This is a genomic window from Acinetobacter sp. YH12105, from assembly GCF_013419095.1.
In the GTDB taxonomy this organism is placed as follows: Bacteria; Pseudomonadota; Gammaproteobacteria; order Pseudomonadales; family Moraxellaceae; genus Acinetobacter; species Acinetobacter pseudolwoffii.
The window spans coordinates 175,352-194,139 of sequence record NZ_VPAU01000002.1 but is presented as its reverse complement, the minus strand read 5'-3'; the positions used below and the strand labels follow the sequence as shown (position 1 = coordinate 194,139).

At 45.7% G+C, this 18,788-nt stretch carries 15 protein-coding genes; 4 read left to right on the top strand and 11 right to left on the bottom strand.

Annotated elements, in window-relative coordinates:
* Positions 1-22: 22 nt before the first annotated feature.
* The 3 genes from FTU44_RS02835 to FTU44_RS02825 form a co-directional block, all read right to left on the bottom strand.
* Complete coding sequence (locus tag FTU44_RS02835) at positions 23-1,672, bottom strand: AMP-binding protein (protein ID WP_159515782.1); 1,650 nt, start codon at positions 1,670-1,672, stop codon at positions 23-25.
* 86 nt (positions 1,673-1,758) lie between these two features.
* Positions 1,759-2,649: a 3-hydroxyisobutyrate dehydrogenase gene (gene mmsB / locus FTU44_RS02830; protein ID WP_180049446.1), complete on the bottom strand. Its 891-nt coding sequence runs from the start codon at positions 2,647-2,649 to the stop codon at positions 1,759-1,761.
* Between the two features lie 11 nt (positions 2,650-2,660).
* A complete protein-coding gene (locus tag FTU44_RS02825) occupies positions 2,661-4,190 on the bottom strand; it encodes a CoA-acylating methylmalonate-semialdehyde dehydrogenase (protein ID WP_180049444.1) in 1,530 nt (509 codons plus the stop codon).
* Positions 4,191-4,366: 176 nt separating this feature from the next.
* Here FTU44_RS02825 and FTU44_RS02820 point away from each other — a divergent pair, with 176 nt between their 5' ends.
* Both FTU44_RS02820 and FTU44_RS02815 read left to right on the top strand, forming a co-directional pair.
* Positions 4,367-5,251: a LysR family transcriptional regulator gene (locus FTU44_RS02820; protein ID WP_005096883.1), complete on the top strand. Its 885-nt coding sequence runs from the start codon at positions 4,367-4,369 to the stop codon at positions 5,249-5,251.
* A gap of 168 nt (positions 5,252-5,419) precedes the next feature.
* Positions 5,420-6,097 (top strand): type 1 glutamine amidotransferase domain-containing protein, encoded by a 678-nt coding sequence (locus tag FTU44_RS02815; protein ID WP_180049442.1) that lies wholly within the window; start codon positions 5,420-5,422, stop codon positions 6,095-6,097.
* Positions 6,098-6,183: 86 nt separating this feature from the next.
* On the opposite strand, the gene aliA is transcribed toward FTU44_RS02815, so the two are convergent.
* The 4 genes from aliA to badH all read right to left on the bottom strand — a co-directional run bounded on the left by aliA (position 6,184) and on the right by badH (position 10,674).
* Positions 6,184-7,839 (bottom strand): cyclohexanecarboxylate-CoA ligase, encoded by a 1,656-nt coding sequence (gene aliA, locus FTU44_RS02810; protein ID WP_180049440.1) that lies wholly within the window; start codon positions 7,837-7,839, stop codon positions 6,184-6,186.
* A 52-nt stretch (positions 7,840-7,891) separates the two neighbouring features.
* Complete coding sequence (gene aliB / locus FTU44_RS02805) at positions 7,892-9,049, bottom strand: cyclohexanecarboxyl-CoA dehydrogenase (RefSeq protein ID WP_100357179.1); 1,158 nt, start codon at positions 9,047-9,049, stop codon at positions 7,892-7,894.
* 12 nt (positions 9,050-9,061) lie between these two features.
* Positions 9,062-9,844, bottom strand: a complete 783-nt coding sequence (gene badI / locus FTU44_RS02800) for a 2-ketocyclohexanecarboxyl-CoA hydrolase (protein ID WP_180049438.1) — start codon at positions 9,842-9,844, stop codon at positions 9,062-9,064.
* 62 nt (positions 9,845-9,906) lie between these two features.
* The gene (gene badH, locus FTU44_RS02795) at positions 9,907-10,674 is read right to left on the bottom strand and encodes a 2-hydroxycyclohexanecarboxyl-CoA dehydrogenase (RefSeq protein WP_005096889.1); all 768 of its coding nucleotides are present in this window, start codon (positions 10,672-10,674) and stop codon (positions 9,907-9,909) included.
* A gap of 447 nt (positions 10,675-11,121) precedes the next feature.
* On the opposite strand from badH, the gene FTU44_RS02790 reads away from it, so the two are divergent.
* Complete coding sequence (locus FTU44_RS02790) at positions 11,122-11,613, top strand: MarR family winged helix-turn-helix transcriptional regulator (protein WP_005170960.1); 492 nt, start codon at positions 11,122-11,124, stop codon at positions 11,611-11,613.
* Positions 11,614-11,694: 81 nt separating this feature from the next.
* Here FTU44_RS02790 and FTU44_RS02785 read toward each other — a convergent pair whose 3' ends face one another.
* Positions 11,695-12,966, bottom strand: coding sequence for an MFS transporter (locus FTU44_RS02785; RefSeq protein WP_180049436.1), 1,272 nt, complete (start codon positions 12,964-12,966; stop codon positions 11,695-11,697).
* Positions 12,967-13,298: 332 nt separating this feature from the next.
* Here FTU44_RS02785 and FTU44_RS02780 point away from each other — a divergent pair, with 332 nt between their 5' ends.
* Entirely contained in the window at positions 13,299-14,522 is a 1,224-nt protein-coding gene (locus FTU44_RS02780; protein ID WP_005096893.1) for a CaiB/BaiF CoA-transferase family protein, read from the top strand.
* 78 nt (positions 14,523-14,600) lie between these two features.
* On the opposite strand, the gene FTU44_RS02775 is transcribed toward FTU44_RS02780, so the two are convergent.
* From FTU44_RS02775 to FTU44_RS02765, 3 genes are all read right to left on the bottom strand, one after another.
* Positions 14,601-16,283: an AMP-binding protein gene (locus tag FTU44_RS02775; RefSeq protein WP_100357182.1), complete on the bottom strand. Its 1,683-nt coding sequence runs from the start codon at positions 16,281-16,283 to the stop codon at positions 14,601-14,603.
* Between the two features lie 76 nt (positions 16,284-16,359).
* Entirely contained in the window at positions 16,360-17,856 is a 1,497-nt protein-coding gene (locus tag FTU44_RS02770) for an NAD(P)/FAD-dependent oxidoreductase (RefSeq protein WP_180049434.1), read from the bottom strand.
* Between the two features lie 12 nt (positions 17,857-17,868).
* A complete protein-coding gene (locus tag FTU44_RS02765; RefSeq protein ID WP_064096781.1) occupies positions 17,869-18,708 on the bottom strand; it encodes an alpha/beta fold hydrolase in 840 nt (279 codons plus the stop codon).
* Between the last annotated feature and the right edge of the window lie 80 nt (positions 18,709-18,788).

Below are 18,788 nucleotides of genomic sequence, written 5' to 3'. Positions count from 1 at the left end.
TCAATCTGCTGGCTTTGGCTAGTTATGCGGTCTTTACCTGCTGCTTGTTGATTTCCTGATTACGCAGTAAGAAACGCTGAATCTTGCCACTCGGGGTTTTTGGCAATTCTGTGACGAATTCAATCAGGCGCGGATAGGCATGCGCAGACAAACGCTTTTTCACAAACTGGCCTAGTTCTTCTTCCAGATGAGATGAAGCTGCAAAGTTATTCGCCAGAATCACAAAGGCTTTAATCACTTCGGTACGTTCAGGATCAGGCACGCCAATGACTGCTGCTTCAATCACGGCATCATGTTCCAGCAAGGCACTTTCCACATCAAATGGCCCCACGCGATAGCCTGAGGTGGTAATGACATCATCACTACGTCCAACAAAGCTCATACTGCCATCAGCATGAATTTCCGCGGTATCACCGGTTAAATAGTAATGTCCAACAAAGGGCGATTTACGGCTTTCTTCATAACCCGAGAACCACATCATGGGTGATTGACTGATATCCACTGCCAGGACGCCCGGAACGTCAGCCGTTAATTCATGACCTTGTTCATCGACGACTGCAATCCGGTAACCCGGGCTGGCAAAGCCTGCCGAACCTGAACGGACCGGATGTTGTAGCGCATGATGATTACACACCACCATCCCGACTTCAGTCTGGCCATAATGGTCATAAATTGGCACATCCAGCACCTCTTTAAACCAGCGGATCACTTCCGGGTTTAAAGGTTCTCCAGCACTGCTGACCACGCGCAACTTGCCCCGTAGCTGTGCCATCTGTTCAGCATCTGCTGCCATCATCATGCGGTAAGCGGTCGGCGCACCGGCCAGATTGGTAATGCCATATTGCTTGACAATGTCGCAGACACTTTCGGCATTGAAACCACCCTCATAAAACAGGGTCGAGTGTCCGAGCAATAACGGGCCGGTAATTCCATAGTACAAACCATAAGCCCAGCCCGGATCAGCAATATTCCAGAAAGCATCATCTTCGGTTAGACCGATGGCATTGTGCATATAGCCAGCAAAAGCAATCAGGGCTTTAAGTGGAACTTTTAAGGGCTTGGCCGGTCCAGTGGTTCCAGAGGTAAACATCAATAAAAATGGCTCATCGATACTGAGCATTTCCAGTTCACAACCTTCAGCCTGGCGGTTTAACACCGTCCAAAAACTGAGGTCTTGTGGATAACGCTCTGCCTCGGTTTCGACATGTACAGTGACGATCGTGGGACAAGCGCTAAGATCGGATAGTTTCTCCCGATTCGCCAGATCAGTCACTACCAGCTTGCTTTGCGCCAGCTGAATGCGATGTTCAATGGCTTTGGGACCAAAGGCAGTAAATAAAGGTTGATACACTGCACCAATCCGCCAGGTCGCTAAAATGGTAATGATCAGCTCTGGAGTCCGCGGTAATAATCCGGAAACGCGGTCGCCTTTGCCAATGCCTTGAGATTTTAAAAAGTTGGCAAACTGGCTGGAATATTTCTTGAGTTCGCGAAAACTATACTGTTCTTTGCGGCCATCTTTACCGTACCAGTGTAAAGCAATTGCATCGGAGTCAGCATGGCGGTCGCAACATTCATAACAGGCGTTCAGCGCCTGCATCGAACCGGACAGATACTGCTTTGCCACTGCATCTAAATCAAAATTTTCAATTGTTTTTTGATAATCTAACATGTTAAACCTCAGCCTGAATTTATCGTTATTACTGACAAGGTATTGTTGATGAAGCGAATCCTTGCTCCATCTGGATATTTTAAGTATTAAGCATTTGGCGTGGTGTATTGATGCATAATACTGGAGAAGTCCAGATGAGCATCGCCTTCCTGACACAGTTGTTGATAGAGTTTCTGCACCATGCTACCCAGAACCACCGGTTGGTCCACCTGTTGCGCTGCATCGACAGCCAGGCCCAAATCTTTAAGCATCAGCTGTGCTGCAAAACCATCGGTATAACCCCGTGATGACGGTGCATTGGCACAGATATCCGGCCAAGGATTATAGATTTCAGAACTCCAGCAACGTCCGGTGGAACTATTGATTACCCCGGCTAGTGCTTGCGGATCAATTCCCAGTTTGGCTCCAAGTGCCATGCCTTCTGCAACGGCGGTCATGGAAATACCCAGAATCAGGTTATTGCAGATTTTTGCGACCTGTCCTGTTCCTACAGCGCCACAATGCACCAGATTTTTGCCCATACAGTTGAGGACCGGTTTTACGGCCTCAAAGGTGGCATCGTCTGCACCCACCATAAAGGTCAAAGTTCCGTCTTTGGCGCCCAAAGTCCCGCCAGAGACTGGCGCATCACAGACACGAATTTGTCTGGCCTGCGCTGCTGCAGCAACCTCCTGAATGGTTTGCGGGTCAATGGTACTGCTGTCGATACACAAACTGCCCGCTTGAAGCACGTTCAGAATACCGTGCTCACCAAGATAAACTTCACGTACATGCTTGGCTGCAGGCAACATGCTGACCACAATATCTGCCTGTTTTGCGGCAGCTTGTGGACTGTCACAAACGATACCGCCCGCTTCGGCAAAATGCTGTAAAGCGACTTCACTCAAGTCATAACCAAAAACCTGATGCCCTGCCTTGAGCAGGTTCTGCGCCATCGAGCCGCCCATGTTGCCCAAACCAATAAATGTAATCTTCATGCTGATGCTCCTTAGCGCAGGCTAATCGTGGTATTGACGCCTGTGGTTTCCTGATCATCTTCAAACCAGCGGCTGGTAATGGTTTTGGTCTGGGTATAGAACTGCACTGCCTGCTTGCCATAAGGACCTAAATCCCCCAGTTTTGAACCACGCGAACCGGTAAAGCTGAAGAACGGCACAGGTACAGGAATTGGAATGTTAATGCCGACCTGACCGATATCAATCTGGTGCTGGAATGTGCGTGCAGTATTGCCATTTTGAGTAAAGAGTCCAACGCCGTTACCGAATGGATTGGCATTAATCAGTGCAATGGCTTGTTCTAAAGTATCAACATGTATGATCGCCAGTACCGGACCAAATACTTCTTCCTGATAAATGCGCATATCGGTCGTGACCTGATTAAAAATCGTTGGTCCGACAAAATTGCCTTTTTCATAACCCTGAACATTCACATCACGACCATCCAGCAGCAGTTCAGCGCCTTGTTCAACACCACTATTAATCAGATCGATGACACGCGCTTTGGCACGGGTCGAAATCACTGGCCCAACATCAGTATTCGGTTCATGGCCTGCATTAACTTTCAAAGTTTTGGTTTTATTAACCAGTTCATCGACCCAGTGCTTGGTGTCCCCGACCATCACGGCCACCGAAAGCGCCATACAACGCTGACCGGCTGCACCAAATGCTGCACCCACCAACGCATTCAGGGTTTGTTCTTTACTGGCATCCGGCATCACCACGACATGGTTTTTCGCGCCCATCATCGACTGTACACGTTTACCGTGCTGGCCGGCCAGATTGTAGACATGCGTACCGACCGCGGTCGAGCCGACAAAAGAAATGGCTTTGATGTCACGATGGGTACACAGCAGATCGACTACTTCTTTACCGCCATGCACTACATTCAGCACACCAGCAGGTACGCCTGCCTCAATTGCCAGTTCCACCAGCATCATGGTCGATAGCGGATCCTGTTCCGAAGGCTTTAAGACAAAGGTATTACCGCAGACAATCGCCATCGGGAACATCCACAGTGGAATCATCGCCGGAAAGTTAAACGGCGTAATTCCCGCACAGACACCGAGTGGTTGCTGCAAGGTATAGGTATCGACACCGCGTGCCACACCTTCAACATATTCACCCATTTGTAGTGAACCAATAGAACAGGCATGCTCCACCACTTCTAAGCCACGCTGAATGTCACCTTCGGCATCTGCCAGGGTTTTACCCTGTTCCGCCGTTAAGACTTGGGCAATACTTTTTAAATTGGTACGAATCAGATCCTGCAGTTTTAGCATAATCCGCATACGGGCCTGAATCGGGGTATGGCGCCAGCTGGCAAAGGCATTTTGTGCGGCAGCAATCGCGGCATTGACTTCTTCTACAGTCGCAAAAGGTACCTGACCCAATACTTCCTGAGTGGCAGGATTGATAATATCTTGCCAATGACTGGTTTTTGATTCGACAAATTCACCATTAATCAGGAGTTTGGCTGTGGTGAATCCGGTACTTTGCTGTGGATGATGAATGGCGTTCATGGTCGCTCCGTGCTGGTTTGTTATTGTCGTTGTGTCTGCCTTTACTGGCTGTTTTAAACGTATTATTTTTACGCTGTTTCAGCAGACTAACAAAGAACACTTTGACCACCAATAGAAATTGATGCACGATAGATGTGCAAATATGCACAGGGATTTAACAGGATGTTAAATAGAAGATGAAAGTAGATTGGGATCATTTACGTTTCTTTTTGGTTTTGGCACGTGCCAAAACGCTCACCAATGCAGCACGCTTGATTGGGGTGGAACACAGTACCGTGGCACGGCGGATTCAGGCGCTGGAAAATACCCTCGGCACGCAACTGTTTAAACGCGAAGCGACAGGGTATGAGCTGACCTCGGAAGGTCTGGCCTTGGTGCCGCGTGTGGAACTGATGGAACAATCCTTTATCCAGATTGACAAACGCAACGATCCCTTGCAAGGCCGGGTGCGGATTGGTGCACCAGAAGGTTTTGGTACGGCATTTTTAGCGCGCTTACTTGCCGAGTTCTCCCAGCACTACCCTTTACTGACCATTGACCTGATTCCGGTGCCGAAAGCGATCAAACTTTCGCATCGTGAAGCCGATATTGTAATTGCGATTGACCGGCCCAAATCGGGCCCCTATATCATTACCCGTCTGTCGAATTACTGTCTAAAACTGTATGGCAGTCAGCATTATTTACAGAAAAATCCGCAAATTAAAAAACTGGAAGACCTCAAGCAGCACCGTTTTGTCGATTATATTGATGATCTGGTCTATAGCTCGGCCCTGTATTCGCTGGAACGTTTACCGCTGCAATTGACTGCCTGTTTTCGCAGTAACAGTATTCTGGCCCAGCAAATTGCGGTCAGTGCCGGTGCCGGGCTAGCTATTTTACCGAAATTTTTGGCCCATGATAAAAGTGAACTGCAACAGGTTCTGGGCGATCAGGTCAGTTTTACCCACACTTTCTGGATGCTGACGCTGGTTGATCTGCAACACGAACCGAAAATTAAACTGGTCTGGGATTTTCTGCGTAAACAGGCGGACCTTCAGCAAGACCTGTTAATGGGCAGATAATTGCGCTTAAAAAACTGTTCGCTTCATAAATACAGCCTTAAGTTAATTCAACTCAAACACAAACGTATCGATACAGCAAATGAACGTATCACAACATTCCTGATGCCCGCGACTTGTTAAATTAACAAGCAGCCATTCGCAATATTTAATGAGATACAGGAAAATAACATGAAAATTCTGATCGTTCTGACTTCACATGACACGCTTGGCGATACCGGCAAGAAAACCGGATTTTGGCTGGAAGAGCTGGCTGCACCTTACTATAGCTTTGTTGACGCAGGTGCAGAGCTAATTCTGGCTTCTCCTGCGGGTGGCCAGCCGCCCTTAGACCCAAAAAGTAACGAACCGGATGCACAGACTGAAACCACCAAACGTTTTGAAGCAGATGAAGTGGCCATGCAGCAGCTTGCCAATACATATAAATTAAGTGAAGTCTTAAATCAGGATTTTGATGCCGTGTTCTATCCCGGTGGTCATGGTCCATTATGGGATCTAGCCGAAGACCAGAACTCTATTTCCTTGATTGAGCAGACTTTGCAGGCCAATAAACCTGTGGCATTGGTTTGTCATGCGCCGGGCGTACTTCGTGATGTTAAAGATGCTGAAGGTCGTTCGATTATAGAAGGCAAGACAGTTACTGGCTTTAGTAATAGCGAAGAAGACGGCGTGGGCCTGACCGCTATTGTGCCATTTTTAGTTGAAGACATGCTCAAAGAAAAAGCTGGCCAATATTCCAAAGCTGATGATTGGCAGGCTTATGTCCAAGAAGATGGTCTGCTCATTACCGGACAAAATCCTGCCTCTTCGGCTGCGACAGCTGAAGCTTTATTGAAGTTATTAAAATAACGCGATAAATCAATTTAAGGTTTGGCTTCCCATTTCAATCTATAGCAAAAACTCCTGAATATATTTCAGGAGTTTATCTTTAACGATCAATTGGCTGAGGCAAGATGACTGGCCAGCAGTTCACGAAGTTTAAACTTCTGGATTTTTCCAGACGGCGTCATTGGAATATCTTCCCAAATCTCCAGGCGTTCTGGAATATATTGCATCGCGAGATTATGGGTTTTTAAAAAGTTGACGATATCATTCAGTTCTAATGGCTGACTTGGATCTTTAAGCTTGATAATCGCACAGGCTCTTTCACCAAGTCGTTCATCGGCATAAGCCACCAGCGCCACGACGGCAATATTCGGGTGTTTATACAGCAGAGATTCAATTTCCGCCACCGGAATATTTTCTCCACCGCGAATGATTACATCTTTTTTACGTCCCCATATCCGGATATAGCCTCGTTCATCCTGATAGGCAATATCTCCGGTATCAAACCAGTCATCTGCATCGGTATCATTTAAATGGGCACGTTTTAAATAACCGCCAAAACTTGAACAGGCACGAATCATTAAGCGTCCCGGCTCATTCAGCGGTTTAATTTCTCCCGCTTTATTGACGATTTTAATCTCTACACCAGGCAAAGCAATTCCATCCGTATTAAAGGAACGCTCATCATCATCTTCAGGTCGTGTGGTGGTAATTGCGCCGCACTCGGTCATGCCCCAAGCGGAAATCACTTTGACCCCCAAAGTTTCCCGTGCTTTTTGGACCAATGAACCTGGAATTGGTGCACCTGCGCATAAGAAAGTTTTCAGGCTGCCCACCTGATCGTGCTGTTCTGCAACCGTAGTGGACAGATCATTCAGGAATGGTGTAGAGGCCATGGTAAAACTGACCTGATGCTGGTGAATTAAATCCACTGCCTGTGACACATCCCAGACATCTTGCAACACCACTTTGGCATTCAGTTCAATCGGCATCATCAGGCCATACATAAAGCCGGTTTGATGCGCCATGGGTGAAGCCATGAGTACTACATCATTTTCATTTAAATGCAGACGTTCGGCATAGGGAACGATATTTGAAAATAAGGTATTGGCAGTATGCATTACCCCTTTCGGCTCACCTGTGGTGCCAGAAGTAAAAATCAGCTGGGTAATATCATCGGGTTGAGCTTCAAGCTGATCCAGGCCTGCAATTGCTGCAGGGTCCTGCTCAAGCCCATGATTGACCAGTACCCGGTCAAAATTATTCTCTTCAAGACCATTGACCACTACCACATGTTGCAAGGTCTCAATTTTAGTCTTTAAGTGATTTGCCAGCTGTTCATGATCAAAATTACGGAAGTTTTTCGGCACGATAAATACTTTGGCTTCGCCATGTTTCAGCATGAATTCCAGTTCACGCTCCCGGAAAATCGGCATCAAAGGATTCAGTACAGCACCGATGCGGCTACAGGCCAGATACAGCAAGGTAAACTCCCACCAGTTCGGTAACTGGCACGAGACAACATCATTTTGAGTAACACCCAATTGCTTTAAGCCTAAAGCAATTTTATTGGTCATCTCCCAGAGATCCTTGTAGCTAAACACCTGCTCGGTTTTGTGTTCCATCTTAAAACTGACCAGCGCAGTTTTATCTGGATTCTTGTCGATGGCCTGACGCAGAGAATCAATAATGGTTTTGTTTAACCAGTAGCCATCTTTCAGCATCTTCTCTTTTCTGGAAGCTATAAGAACCGCATCGAATTCCATTCGTTCACTCCTAATTTTAATTATATGGGCTGAGTCTTTACTGAATAATGCACTAAGCCGGGACGGCCTTTCGACCTGCTTTTTTACGCGCAATAATAGTTTTCATAATTTGTGCAGTACCATCGCCAATCTGGAAACCCAGTACATCGCGCATGCGCTGCTCCATGACCCCACGATCATATCCGGCATGACCAAAGGTCAGTAAACATTGATGAATCACATCATAGGCTAGCTTCGGTCCCCACCATTTACACATTCCAGCCTCGGAGGTGTGTGGCAGATGATTGTCTTTTAGCCATAAGGTTTGCAGACAGAGTAAACGTGCGGCTTCTACCTGAGTTTCATACTCGGCCAATGGGTGTGACACCCCCTGAAAAGCGCTTAAAGGCTGGCCAAAGGCTTCACGTTGCGCTGCATATTCCCAGGCTTCATCCAGACTGACACGAGCCACGGCCAAAACCTGCAAACCAATCAAGGCACGTGAAAAGTCAAAGCCTTGCATGACCTGCACAAAGCCTTTGTTTTCATCACCGAGACGATGATTGACCGGTACACGAACATTATCAAAGAAGATTGAACCGCGACCAATGGCACGTTGCCCATGACAATCAAAACGCGTGGTGCTAATGCCCGGTAAATCCATTGGAACTAGAAGTGCTGTCACGCCATGTGCGCCGTCTTCATTGGCACCAGTACGGCCAAATACCACCGATGCATCGGCCTGATCGGCAGCCGAAATCGAGGTTTTTTCGCCGTTAATGATATATTCATCGCCGTCACGTTCAATTTTTAAACGTAGGTTGGCGGCATCTGAACCCCCACGCGGTTCGGTCAATGCAATTGAAAAAATCGCTTCACCCGCAGTGAGTTTTTTCAGCCAGGGCTCTACCACTTCCGGTTGTCCATGTTCAGCCAGAATCTGGCCATTTAGCGAAGCGAGCAGATTGATATAAGAAAAACTTAGATCTGCCTTGGCCACCGCTTCATGAATGACCCCTGCAGCCAGACGTCCCATGCCTTGACCGCCATACTGTTCAGGCAGTTCCGGCGCAATAAAACCCATTTCACCCATTTTCTTGACCAGATCACGATCAAAGATTCGGCTCTGATCACGTTCTAAAAAGCCGGGGGCAATATATTTTTGTGCAAATTTTTCAACGGTTTCTGCTAAAAATTCGAGCTCTTCCGTGATATAAGGATTTTTAGTCATCAGTCATTTTCCTTATTTATAAAATTTACGAAATTCAGGCTGACGTTTTTCCTTCAGGGCATTGACGCCTTCGCGCGATTCTTCCGTATCATAATAAAGTTTTAATGCATACATCCCCATGCCGGCAATTCCTGCCTGATGTGCCGTATCCATATTGAAGCTACGTTTGGCAATCGCGATTGCGGTCGGACTGCGCTGACAGATTTCTTCGGCCCAGGCCTGTACTTCGGCATCGAGTTGATCGGCAGGAACACATTTATTTGCCAGCCCCATTTCAACTGCTTCCTGTCCACTATAACGGCGGCACATATACCAGATTTCACGGGCTTTTTTCTCACCCACAACACGAGCCAGATAAGCTGTGCCATAACCTGGATCTACTGAGCCCATTTTCGGGCCCACCTGACCAAAAATGGCTTTTTCCGAACAAATGGTCAGATCGCAAATGGTGGCTAATACATTTCCACCACCAATGGCATAACCTTGTACACGAGCGATCACCGGTTTAGGCACATCACGCATTGCGGTATGTAATTCTTCCATTGGCAAACCAATGGTGCCACGGCCATCATAATTTCCATCATGCGCGGATTGATCCCCGCCGGTACAGAAAGCACGATCACCGGCGCCAGTCAGTACAATCGCACCGACTTCACGGTCATAGCCGGCCTTGTTTAAGGCTTTGATTAATTCATCACAGGTCGTACCACGAAAGGCATTCATTTTTTCTGGACGGTTAATCGTAATCCATGCCACACCATTTTTTACTTCGTATAAGATATCTTCAAAAATCATTGTTATAACTTCCTGTATTTCTCTGTCTGACTTTATTTTCCATATTTTCTAGCAGTTTTTGCTTAACCACTCATGGTTAAACCACCCGAAACACTGAGTACTTGTCCAGTAATAAAACTGGCATCATCACTTAAAAAGAAGGCAATCGAAGAGGCTAAATCTTCAGGTTGACCTAAACGACCGAGTGGAATAGCACGAGTGAAAGCCTCACGTAATTTTTCTGGATTCGATGCACCCTCGGTGACACCTGCCAGTAAGGCTGTATCGGTTGGTCCGGGACAAATCACATTAATTTTGATGTTATGACGAGAATGTTCACGGGCCAGTGTTTTTGAGAATGAAAGCAGTCCGCCCTTACATGCAGCATAAACCGCTTCACCTGAAGAACCGACTCGGGCAGCATCAGAGGCAATGTTGACAATACTGCCAGAATTGCGCTCGACCATACCTTTCAGAACGGCAAAGTGCATATTCAGCATACCGACCAGATTGATCTGAATCAGTTTTTCCCATTCTTGCGGATTCGTTTTGATAAAAGGTTTGAAAATATCCCAACCGGCATTATTGACCAGTCCATCAATCGGCCCAAGCTCGGCTTCTACTTGCTGTACAGCCTGCTCCACAACAGTATTTTGAGTAATGTCACACTGCACAGCCAGGGCCTGGCCATTCTGCTGGTTAATTTCTGCGGCCAGTTTTTCTGCTGCTGCAATATTCATGTCAAAGATCGCAACTTTCGCACCTTCTTCCGCCAGACGGCGGCAGGTTGCTGAACCGATGCCACCTGCGCCACCGGTCACAATTACGACTTTATCCTTCAACCCTTTCATTTAACTCTCCCTGGTATATTTTTATCTGATTCTGATTAACTATTGTTCATATATCGCCTGTTATCACTAAAATAGAATTAGAATATTTTTATGTCAATATATTTACATAAAATAAGTTTATATATTTATTTTATAACTTATTATCAATAACTTATAATTTTAACAAATTAAAGATATTGACACATATCAGCTTTACTCTTAGATTTGCACTATCAATCACAGGCTCATTTTCAGAATAATGCAACCTGAATCGAAAAAACTTTTTATGTTGCTTCATTCAATCAAGCTGACTGAATAAAGAGAAAAAAATCATGATTTCTCAAGTTAATATGGTGCCAGTGTACTTGGGTTCTACATGCGCGCTGCAATCTGGAATTCGATTTATGCGAGTGAGCTCTAAGCTATACTCTTTTTTATTTAAACGTGTTGAGCTGGGTGGCTTATCAAATGAGTGATACTGTGTCAAAAAAATATGATCAATCCTTATACTCTGCCCACAATAGACTTTTTTTCAGGCTGTTTCAGGTGGGGAATACGCTGGATCGCAAATGCTCGAATGAACTGGGAATTTCTCCAGTGCATTGGGCTGTACTGGGAGCCTTGTCTCGGCCGCGGGTAAAATCAGGGATGTCATTTTCTGATTTGACCGAATACCTCGGTGTAAGCCGGCAAAATCTGGACGCAGTTTTAAAACGTCTGGAACGTGATGGTCTGGTTGAACGGATTATCAGTGAGCAAGACAGACGTGCTAAAAATGTCGCGCTGACCAGCGAAGGCTTTAAAACCTGGGATAGTTTGCAGAATGATTTTTTTGATTTTTATGGACAGGCTTTGAACAAGCTGACTTTTGATGATGCCATTACTCTGATTCACCTTCTTAATAAAGTCAATGACGGCCTGAAAAATATTCATTTGCCAAAAGAAATGAATGCAGAATAAAAAATGAGAAGCACGATGCTTCACTTTGATTCATATAAAAATGAGCCCGAGCAGGCTCATTTTTACAGACTTTATGAATAGTTATGCTTTTTGCGGATCATATTGACGGTCCTTGATAAAGATCCCGGATACAGCACCACATAAGAAATATGCACCGCCCATAATCAGGAAGCCCAAACCGATAGAGCCACCACTTGCAGCCGCCCCAATAATTGCAGGTGCAAACATGGCGCCAATACGCCCGGCATTATAAGCACCACCAACCGCAGTACCACGAATCGAGGTTGCAAAGCTTTCGGTCATGTAGGTGGCATTAATCGCATAAGGAATACCGTACAGGAAACCAAAGAAAATCAGCAGATAGGCAATATTGTCAAGGCTATTAAACAGTACAATCACCGGCAGGAAGATCGCTGTGCCAATAGCACCAAAGGCAAAGACAAAACGGCGTCCTAAACGGTCTGCTGTAAAGCCAGCCAGAACCTTGCCGAAAATCATGGCGACATAAGTCCCAATCATATAACCTGCCATCGATTTAAAATCCATATGTAATTCAGATTCTAGATAGGCCGGCATCCAGTTGTTGACGCCGTAATAACCAAACTGTAAAAAGCCAGCGGTTAAAATCCACAGGATAAACATTCTGCGGTTTCTAGGATCGGCAAAAATTTCCTTGGTGGTACTTTTTTTAACAGGTCGATTTGCCGTTACATCTGCAGGCGCATATAAACGTTGCAGTCTGGCCCGCTGCCAAGACTCTGGTTCTGGCACCAGTTTCTGGATAAAAAATGCCATGGCGGCTGGAATAATCGCGACAAAGAACAGCATCCGCCAGCCGTAGTCTGGAATAATCCAGCCAGCAAGCAAGGTCGCCACAATATAACCGACTGTCCAGCCTGCCTGTAAGGTTCCCAAGACTGTTGTCCGATATTCAGTAGGTACATATTCTGCCATCAATGTATTGGCTGCAATATATAAAGCGCCAATTCCGAATGCAGACAGAAAGCGTAATAGCGCGAACTGTTCAAAATTCTGGGTAAAACCCAGTGCCGCAGTCAATGTAGAAAAAATCAGGATGGAAATGACCACGGTGCGTACCCGGCCTAAATGGTCACAGGCCCAACCGCCCATAAATCCGCCAATGGCCATCCCGGCCAAAGTGAAACTTCCCAGTGCTCCTGCCTGTAAATTGCTTAAGCCAAACTCAGCTTTGAGACTGTTCAAGCTAAATGACAGCAATAACATGTCTGCGCCATCGACCAGTAAGGCCAGAAAAGCAAATATAAAGGCAATTTGCTGGGTTCTTTTGGTCGTGGGCTTGATTTTTCCTAATTCTGTTGCGAGATCCGTCATTGTAAATATCCTTGTTATTGCTTATTTCGTATTGATGTTTTAATTGCCATCTTGCACATAGACGGGTTGCTACAAATGCAATCCTGACAATTTTTAGCTCCTGTTTTTCTTGGTTTCTCTGAGAGATTTTCAGATCTCCTTTTATTTTTGCTGTTCCTGTCGAGCCCAATCAAGGTAATTAAGATAAGTTGAATTTTCAACAATATTTGATATTAAGTTTTGTTATACGAAATTAGTTATCGCTAATTTGATTATTAAATCATTTTAAGATATTTTGATATGAGGATTAGAAATTAGATGATATTGAATACAATAAAACAGGGAGTGTAAGGATGGGTGCTTTAACAGGCTTTCGCGTACTGGATTTAAGCCGTATTTTAGCCGGCCCGTGGTGCAGTCAAATTTTGGCCGATTTAGGCGCCGAAGTGATTAAAATTGAAAAACCTAATCACGGGGATGACACGCGAATCTGGGGCCCGCCCTGGCTAAAAAATGACAAGCAGGAAGATACGCATGAATCGGCATATTATCTTTCTGCCAACCGCGGTAAACATTCAGTTGCCGTGGATCTGTCTACGCCTGAAGGTCAAGAGATCATTAAAAAAATTGCCCAGCAAAGTGATGTGGTCATCGAGAATTATAAAGCGGGTTCTCTAAAAAAATATGGTCTGGATTATGAAAGTCTGAGTCAGTTAAATCCGCGTCTGGTGTACTGTTCAATTACCGGCTTTGGCCAGAACGGCCCACGTGCACACGAACCAGGTTATGATTTTATTATTCAGGGCATGGGTGGCATGATGAGCGTCACCGGTGAACGCGATGACTTGCCGGGAGGCGGCCCGCAAAAAGCCGGTCTGGCTTTTGCTGACCTGACCACCGGTTTATATTCTGCAATTGCCATTCAGGCGGCATTATTGTCGCGGGAAAAAACCGGTGAAGGCCAGCATATCGATATGGCACTGCTGGATACCCAGGTGGCTTCCCTCTCCGTTCTGGCAATGAATTATCTGACTTCAGACAAAGTGCCGGGCCGCTTTGGAAATGCGCATGCCAATATTGTGCCTTATCAGGTGTTTAAGGCACAGCAAGGTGAGTTTATTATCGCCTGTGGCAATGACCTGCAATTCAAGGCCTTGTGTCAGGCAGTGGGCTTGGCTGAGGTCGCCGAAGATCCTCGTTTCCTAAAAAATTCAGGACGGGTGATGCATCGTGAAGAGCTGACCACAGTGCTACAGGCACATTTCTATAAGCAACCCGCACAAACCTGGGTGGATCTGATTCATGCAGTCAAAGTTCCGGTTGGTATGATTAATAACCTGAAGCAGACTCTGAAAGAAGAACAGGTATTGGCACGTGAGATGGTTATCCAGATGCCACACACTTTACGTGAAGATTACACCTCGATTGGCTCACCGATTAAACTTTCCAAGACCCCGGTAGAGTATAAAAAAGCGCCACCCTGTTTAGGTGAAGATACCGATGTAGTCTTAAGCCAGTTTTTAAGCCCGGATGAAATAGATGAGCTGAAAAGCAAAAAAGTCATCCAGCAGCGATAAGCTAGCAAGCAATAAAAAAGGAATCTTTATGATTCCTTTTTTATTTTCACCGTAATTAGCCAGATTTTCTATTCTTTTTTAACAGGCTTTGGTATTGGGCTGAACAGTTCGAGGCAGTTCACGACGCAAAATTTTGCCGACCGCAGACTTTGGCAATTCAGATACGAATTCTATATATTTTGGCATTTTATAACTGGTCAGTTGCTGTTTCAGGAAAGCCATGACCTCGTCCTGAGTCAGGTTGGCGTCCTGTTTCACAATAAATGCCTTGGGTACCTGTCCGGATTTTTCATCCTCAATCCCGATCACGGCACATTCCAGTATTTTGGGATGTTTGGACAGTACGCCTTCCAGCTCATTCGGATAGACATTAAAACCGGAAACCAGAATCATGTCCTTTTTACGGTCTAGAATGGTGATATAACCCTGCTCATCCATACAGCCGATATCGCCTGTCAGAAAGAAGCCGTCTTTCGTAAATGCCTGAGCCGTTGCTTCCGGTTGCTGCCAGTAACCTTTCATCACCTGAGGTCCTCGAATGGCGATTTCTCCAGCCTGCTGAAACTCAACCGGCTTGGCCTCATCGTTTAAAATCAGGATTTCAGTTCCTGCCAGTGGCAAACCAATGGTGCCACTAAAGCGTCGGCTCAGCGGTGGATTAAAGGTCGCAGTAGGTGATGTTTCAGAAAGTCCATAACCTTCATAAATCTGGCAGCCTGTGATTTCATGCCATAACTCGGCAGTGCTTTTTAAAATAGACGATCCACCACCTGTGGTGGTTTTAAGACGTGAATGATCCAGCTCACGAAATCGAGGATGATGTCCCAGCGCGTTAAACATGGTATTCACGCCCGGAAAAACAGTCGGTGGGTGTTTCTGATATTGATCCAGCAAAGCATCCAGATCTCTCGGGTTCGGAATCAGGACATTGGCGAAACCGCGACTCAAACCATAACTGAACAGGCAGATAGTAAAACCATAAATGTGATACAGCGGTAAGGCACAGAACACATATTCATCTTCGGTAGCATAGCGATCTCCGAAATGACTGATAAAGACCGTACTGTTCTGCGCGATATTAAAAAGAATATTGCGATGGCTCAGTTCAGCACCTTTGGATACACCCGTTGTTCCACCGGTATATTGCAGAATGACCGTATCTTTCTGATGCTGTACAGGCGTCTTAAAATCGATCGTTTCGACTTGATCAATCGCCTGTTTAAAGTCAAAAAACCGTTTATCTGGATATTCTGCAGCCTGACGAGAAACTGTCACGGGCTGATCCTGAATAAAATCCATCGGATGCGTTGAAATCACATATTTGAGTGCAGGACATTCATCTAGTGCTGTTAATTGCTCCAAAGTCTGTCCCAGAATAATCAAGGCTTCTGCCCCTGAATCCTGTAGCTGATGATACAGCTCGCGCTGAGTGTACATCGGATTGACATTGACCAGCACATAACCGGCACGAATAATGGCAAAGGTCGCAATCGGGTACTGAATAATATTCGGCAACATTACTGCAATACGGCCACCAGCTGCCAGCCCCAACTCCTGCAAATAGGTGGCGAATTTCTGGCTATATACGTCGATGTCTTTATAGCTGAACTTGCGATTCCGATAGATAAATGCAGTTTTATCCTGAAATTTAACTAAATTATCAGCAATCGTCATGCTCAGGGTTTTCTCGGGATCTGGCCGGGTAAATTCCGGATTGATATTCCACTTTTTATATTCTTCCATCCATGGCTGATTTTTCATTACAGCACTCCTATCTTTGCTTTAAATTTATTTCGTATTGTTAAAACTCTAAGGTTTCAATTTTCCTAGCAGGCTTTTACACCAGTTTTTGCTGCATTTGCTCCAGATACTGGTAGTGATAACCGCTACGAATAAAATGCTGATTTTTATTTCTGAATGAATGCGCATAATCTGGCCAGACCAGAGTCAACTTGCGGCTGACCGGATCCAGATACCAGCTTTTACAGCTTTCCGATAGCCAGACACTGCCTTGAGACAGTTGCTGCAGCTCCTGCATATAACTATTTTCAGCATGCTGATCAGCCTCGAAAACCTGAATCTGATTCAGCTCAAAAAATTGCAAGGCATCCAGCACCAGATCAAATTGGGTTTCCAGAAAATAAAGCGCTGAATTATGACCACTGCCGGTATTGGGTCCATTCAGGATGAACAGGTTTGGAAAATTATGTACGGTCATTGACTGATAGCCCTGCATGCCGCTAGACCATTGTTGTTCCAGACTTAGGCCATGTTTACCGACGACCTTTGCCGCATAAGGTGGACGTGCTGCTTCAAACCCAGTGGCAAATACAATGATATCTGCAGGAAATTCATGGCCGGATTTGCTTATTACGCCATCTTGGCTTACTTCTGCCAAGGCCGAGTCTTCAAGCGTGACATGCGCTTTTAAAAAGGTTGGATAATAATCATTAGAGAGCAATAAGCGCTTGCAACCCGGCTCATAATGCGGAGTGAGTTTATGCTGTAACTCAGGGTCTGAAATCTGATGTTTTAAAAATTGCAGACAATTTTTCTTGACCCGCTCGATCTGGCTTTTCAGATTACGACGCTGGGAAAAATTGTATTCATTGCCCCAGAACAACGAGTGTCTGAGTGCTGACATACTGTCCGGATCTTTGCGGAAAAGCTGTTTTTCTGACTCAGAATAAGGTCGGTCTGGTCGCGGCAAGATATACGGTGCACTGCGTTGCAATACTGTCAGACTTTTTGCTGTTTTGGCAATTTCCGGTACAAGCTGGATGGCCGAAGCCCCTGAACCCACCACAACGACACGCTGATTTTCCAGATTCACTTCGTGATTCCAGCGCGCAGAATGCATCACCTGGCCTTCAAATTCTTCCAGCCCAGGAATTTGTGGGAGATGCTCATCTGCCAGATGCCCGGTTGCGGTAATTAAGATCTCAGCCTGATACAAACCTGTAGCGGTTTGAATTTCCCAGATGCGCTCTCGTGCATTCCAGCTGGCCTTTTCCAGTTGGGTATGAAAATCGATATGTGGCCGGATCTTTTCCTGATCACAGCATTGAATTAAATAACGCTGGATTTCTGCTCCTTGCGGAAAGACCCGAGACCAGTCCGGATTTTTAATAAAAGAGAAAGAATATAAATGGGAAGGTACATCACAGGCGACCCCGGGATAGGTATTGTCACGCCAGGTGCCGCCCACTTCTGCTGCACGTTCAATGATTTTGAAATCGTGGATGCCCTGCTGCTTAAGGCGGATTGCCATGCCTAATCCACCAAAACCACTGCCTACAATTAGAATCTTGCTGCGCTGTCCTTGAGCTTGCATTATTTATCTCCTTTAAGGCATATAAGGCTGGATTTTTTGGTTCGCAGTATACTGTTCTGGATGCTGGCTAAACTGGTTTACCAGTTGCACCACTTCGGCTGGCGCTTCGATATTGAGTGCATGTCCTGAAGAAATTTCGATATAGCGACTGTTCAAAATTGAAGCAAACAGCAGTTTTGCTTGCGCTACAGGCACCATGCGGTCTTCACGGCAAGCCACAATCAACGTCTCTGCACGAATCTCAGGCAAGATCGATGTAATATCAATGCGATAATTCAGTTCACGCTGTTTGGCTGCATCCTGGGATGGTTTAACAAAACGTGCCAGATCCAACACCTGCTGTTCGCTTCGTGCAGACAGATAATCATCGCTATACAGGCAATAATTGACAAAATGAGGCAAGGCCGCAGATTGTTCAGTAAATAATTGCTGCCAGATAACCGTACGCAGTTGTTGCACCGAGCTGGTCTTGGCCCAACCGGCTAACAGGATCAAACGCGCTATGCGCTGTTTTAAACTGGCTGCCACTTGTGCAGCAATCACGGCACCGAGTGAATAGCCTACCACTGTAATGGTTTCATCTTCTGCAACTACATGTTGAATCAGCGCTTCAACCTGCTGGCTAAAATCAGTCACCTTTAGATCAGCTTTATCGGGGGTATGCAAATCAATGGATAAAACCCGCTGATGAATACCCAGCATAGGAAAAATATAGCTGAAATGCTTGTCGGTATTTCCACCGGTGCCATGAATCAGAATAATGGTGGGAAATGCAGAACGCTGTCCGACTTCATGAAAAGTAAGCTGCAGGTCAGCATAAGGAAACTGTCGAGTAATCATGTCTAAATCCATATAGACTCCTGATCTTGTTGTTTTATGGTTTATTCAACACCCGAAAATAAATCTCAATATTTGAATGGAGTGAAGATGCA

Excerpts from the sequence above, each read along its gene's own strand:
- FTU44_RS02820 (WP_005096883.1), top strand. The coding sequence starts at position 4,367 with ATGAAAGTAGATTGGGATCATTTACGTTTCTTTTTGGTTTTGGCACGT.
- mmsB (WP_180049446.1), bottom strand. The coding sequence starts at position 2,649 with ATGAAGATTACATTTATTGGTTTGGGCAACATGGGCGGCTCGATGGCG.
- FTU44_RS02825 (WP_180049444.1), bottom strand. The coding sequence starts at position 4,190 with ATGAACGCCATTCATCATCCACAGCAAAGTACCGGATTCACCACAGCC.
- FTU44_RS02765 (WP_064096781.1), bottom strand. The coding sequence starts at position 18,708 with ATGGATTTAGACATGATTACTCGACAGTTTCCTTATGCTGACCTGCAG.
- FTU44_RS02775 (WP_100357182.1), bottom strand. The coding sequence starts at position 16,283 with ATGAAAAATCAGCCATGGATGGAAGAATATAAAAAGTGGAATATCAAT.
- badI (WP_180049438.1), bottom strand. The coding sequence starts at position 9,844 with ATGATTTTTGAAGATATCTTATACGAAGTAAAAAATGGTGTGGCATGG.
- FTU44_RS02780 (WP_005096893.1), top strand. The coding sequence starts at position 13,299 with ATGGGTGCTTTAACAGGCTTTCGCGTACTGGATTTAAGCCGTATTTTA.
- badH (WP_005096889.1), bottom strand. The coding sequence starts at position 10,674 with ATGAAAGGGTTGAAGGATAAAGTCGTAATTGTGACCGGTGGCGCAGGT.
- FTU44_RS02835 (WP_159515782.1), bottom strand. The coding sequence starts at position 1,672 with ATGTTAGATTATCAAAAAACAATTGAAAATTTTGATTTAGATGCAGTG.
- FTU44_RS02770 (WP_180049434.1), bottom strand. The coding sequence starts at position 17,856 with ATGCAAGCTCAAGGACAGCGCAGCAAGATTCTAATTGTAGGCAGTGGT.
- FTU44_RS02785 (WP_180049436.1), bottom strand. The coding sequence starts at position 12,966 with ATGACGGATCTCGCAACAGAATTAGGAAAAATCAAGCCCACGACCAAA.
- aliA (WP_180049440.1), bottom strand. The coding sequence starts at position 7,839 with ATGGAATTCGATGCGGTTCTTATAGCTTCCAGAAAAGAGAAGATGCTG.
- FTU44_RS02815 (WP_180049442.1), top strand. The coding sequence starts at position 5,420 with ATGAAAATTCTGATCGTTCTGACTTCACATGACACGCTTGGCGATACC.
- aliB (WP_100357179.1), bottom strand. The coding sequence starts at position 9,049 with ATGACTAAAAATCCTTATATCACGGAAGAGCTCGAATTTTTAGCAGAA.
- FTU44_RS02790 (WP_005170960.1), top strand. The coding sequence starts at position 11,122 with ATGAGTGATACTGTGTCAAAAAAATATGATCAATCCTTATACTCTGCC.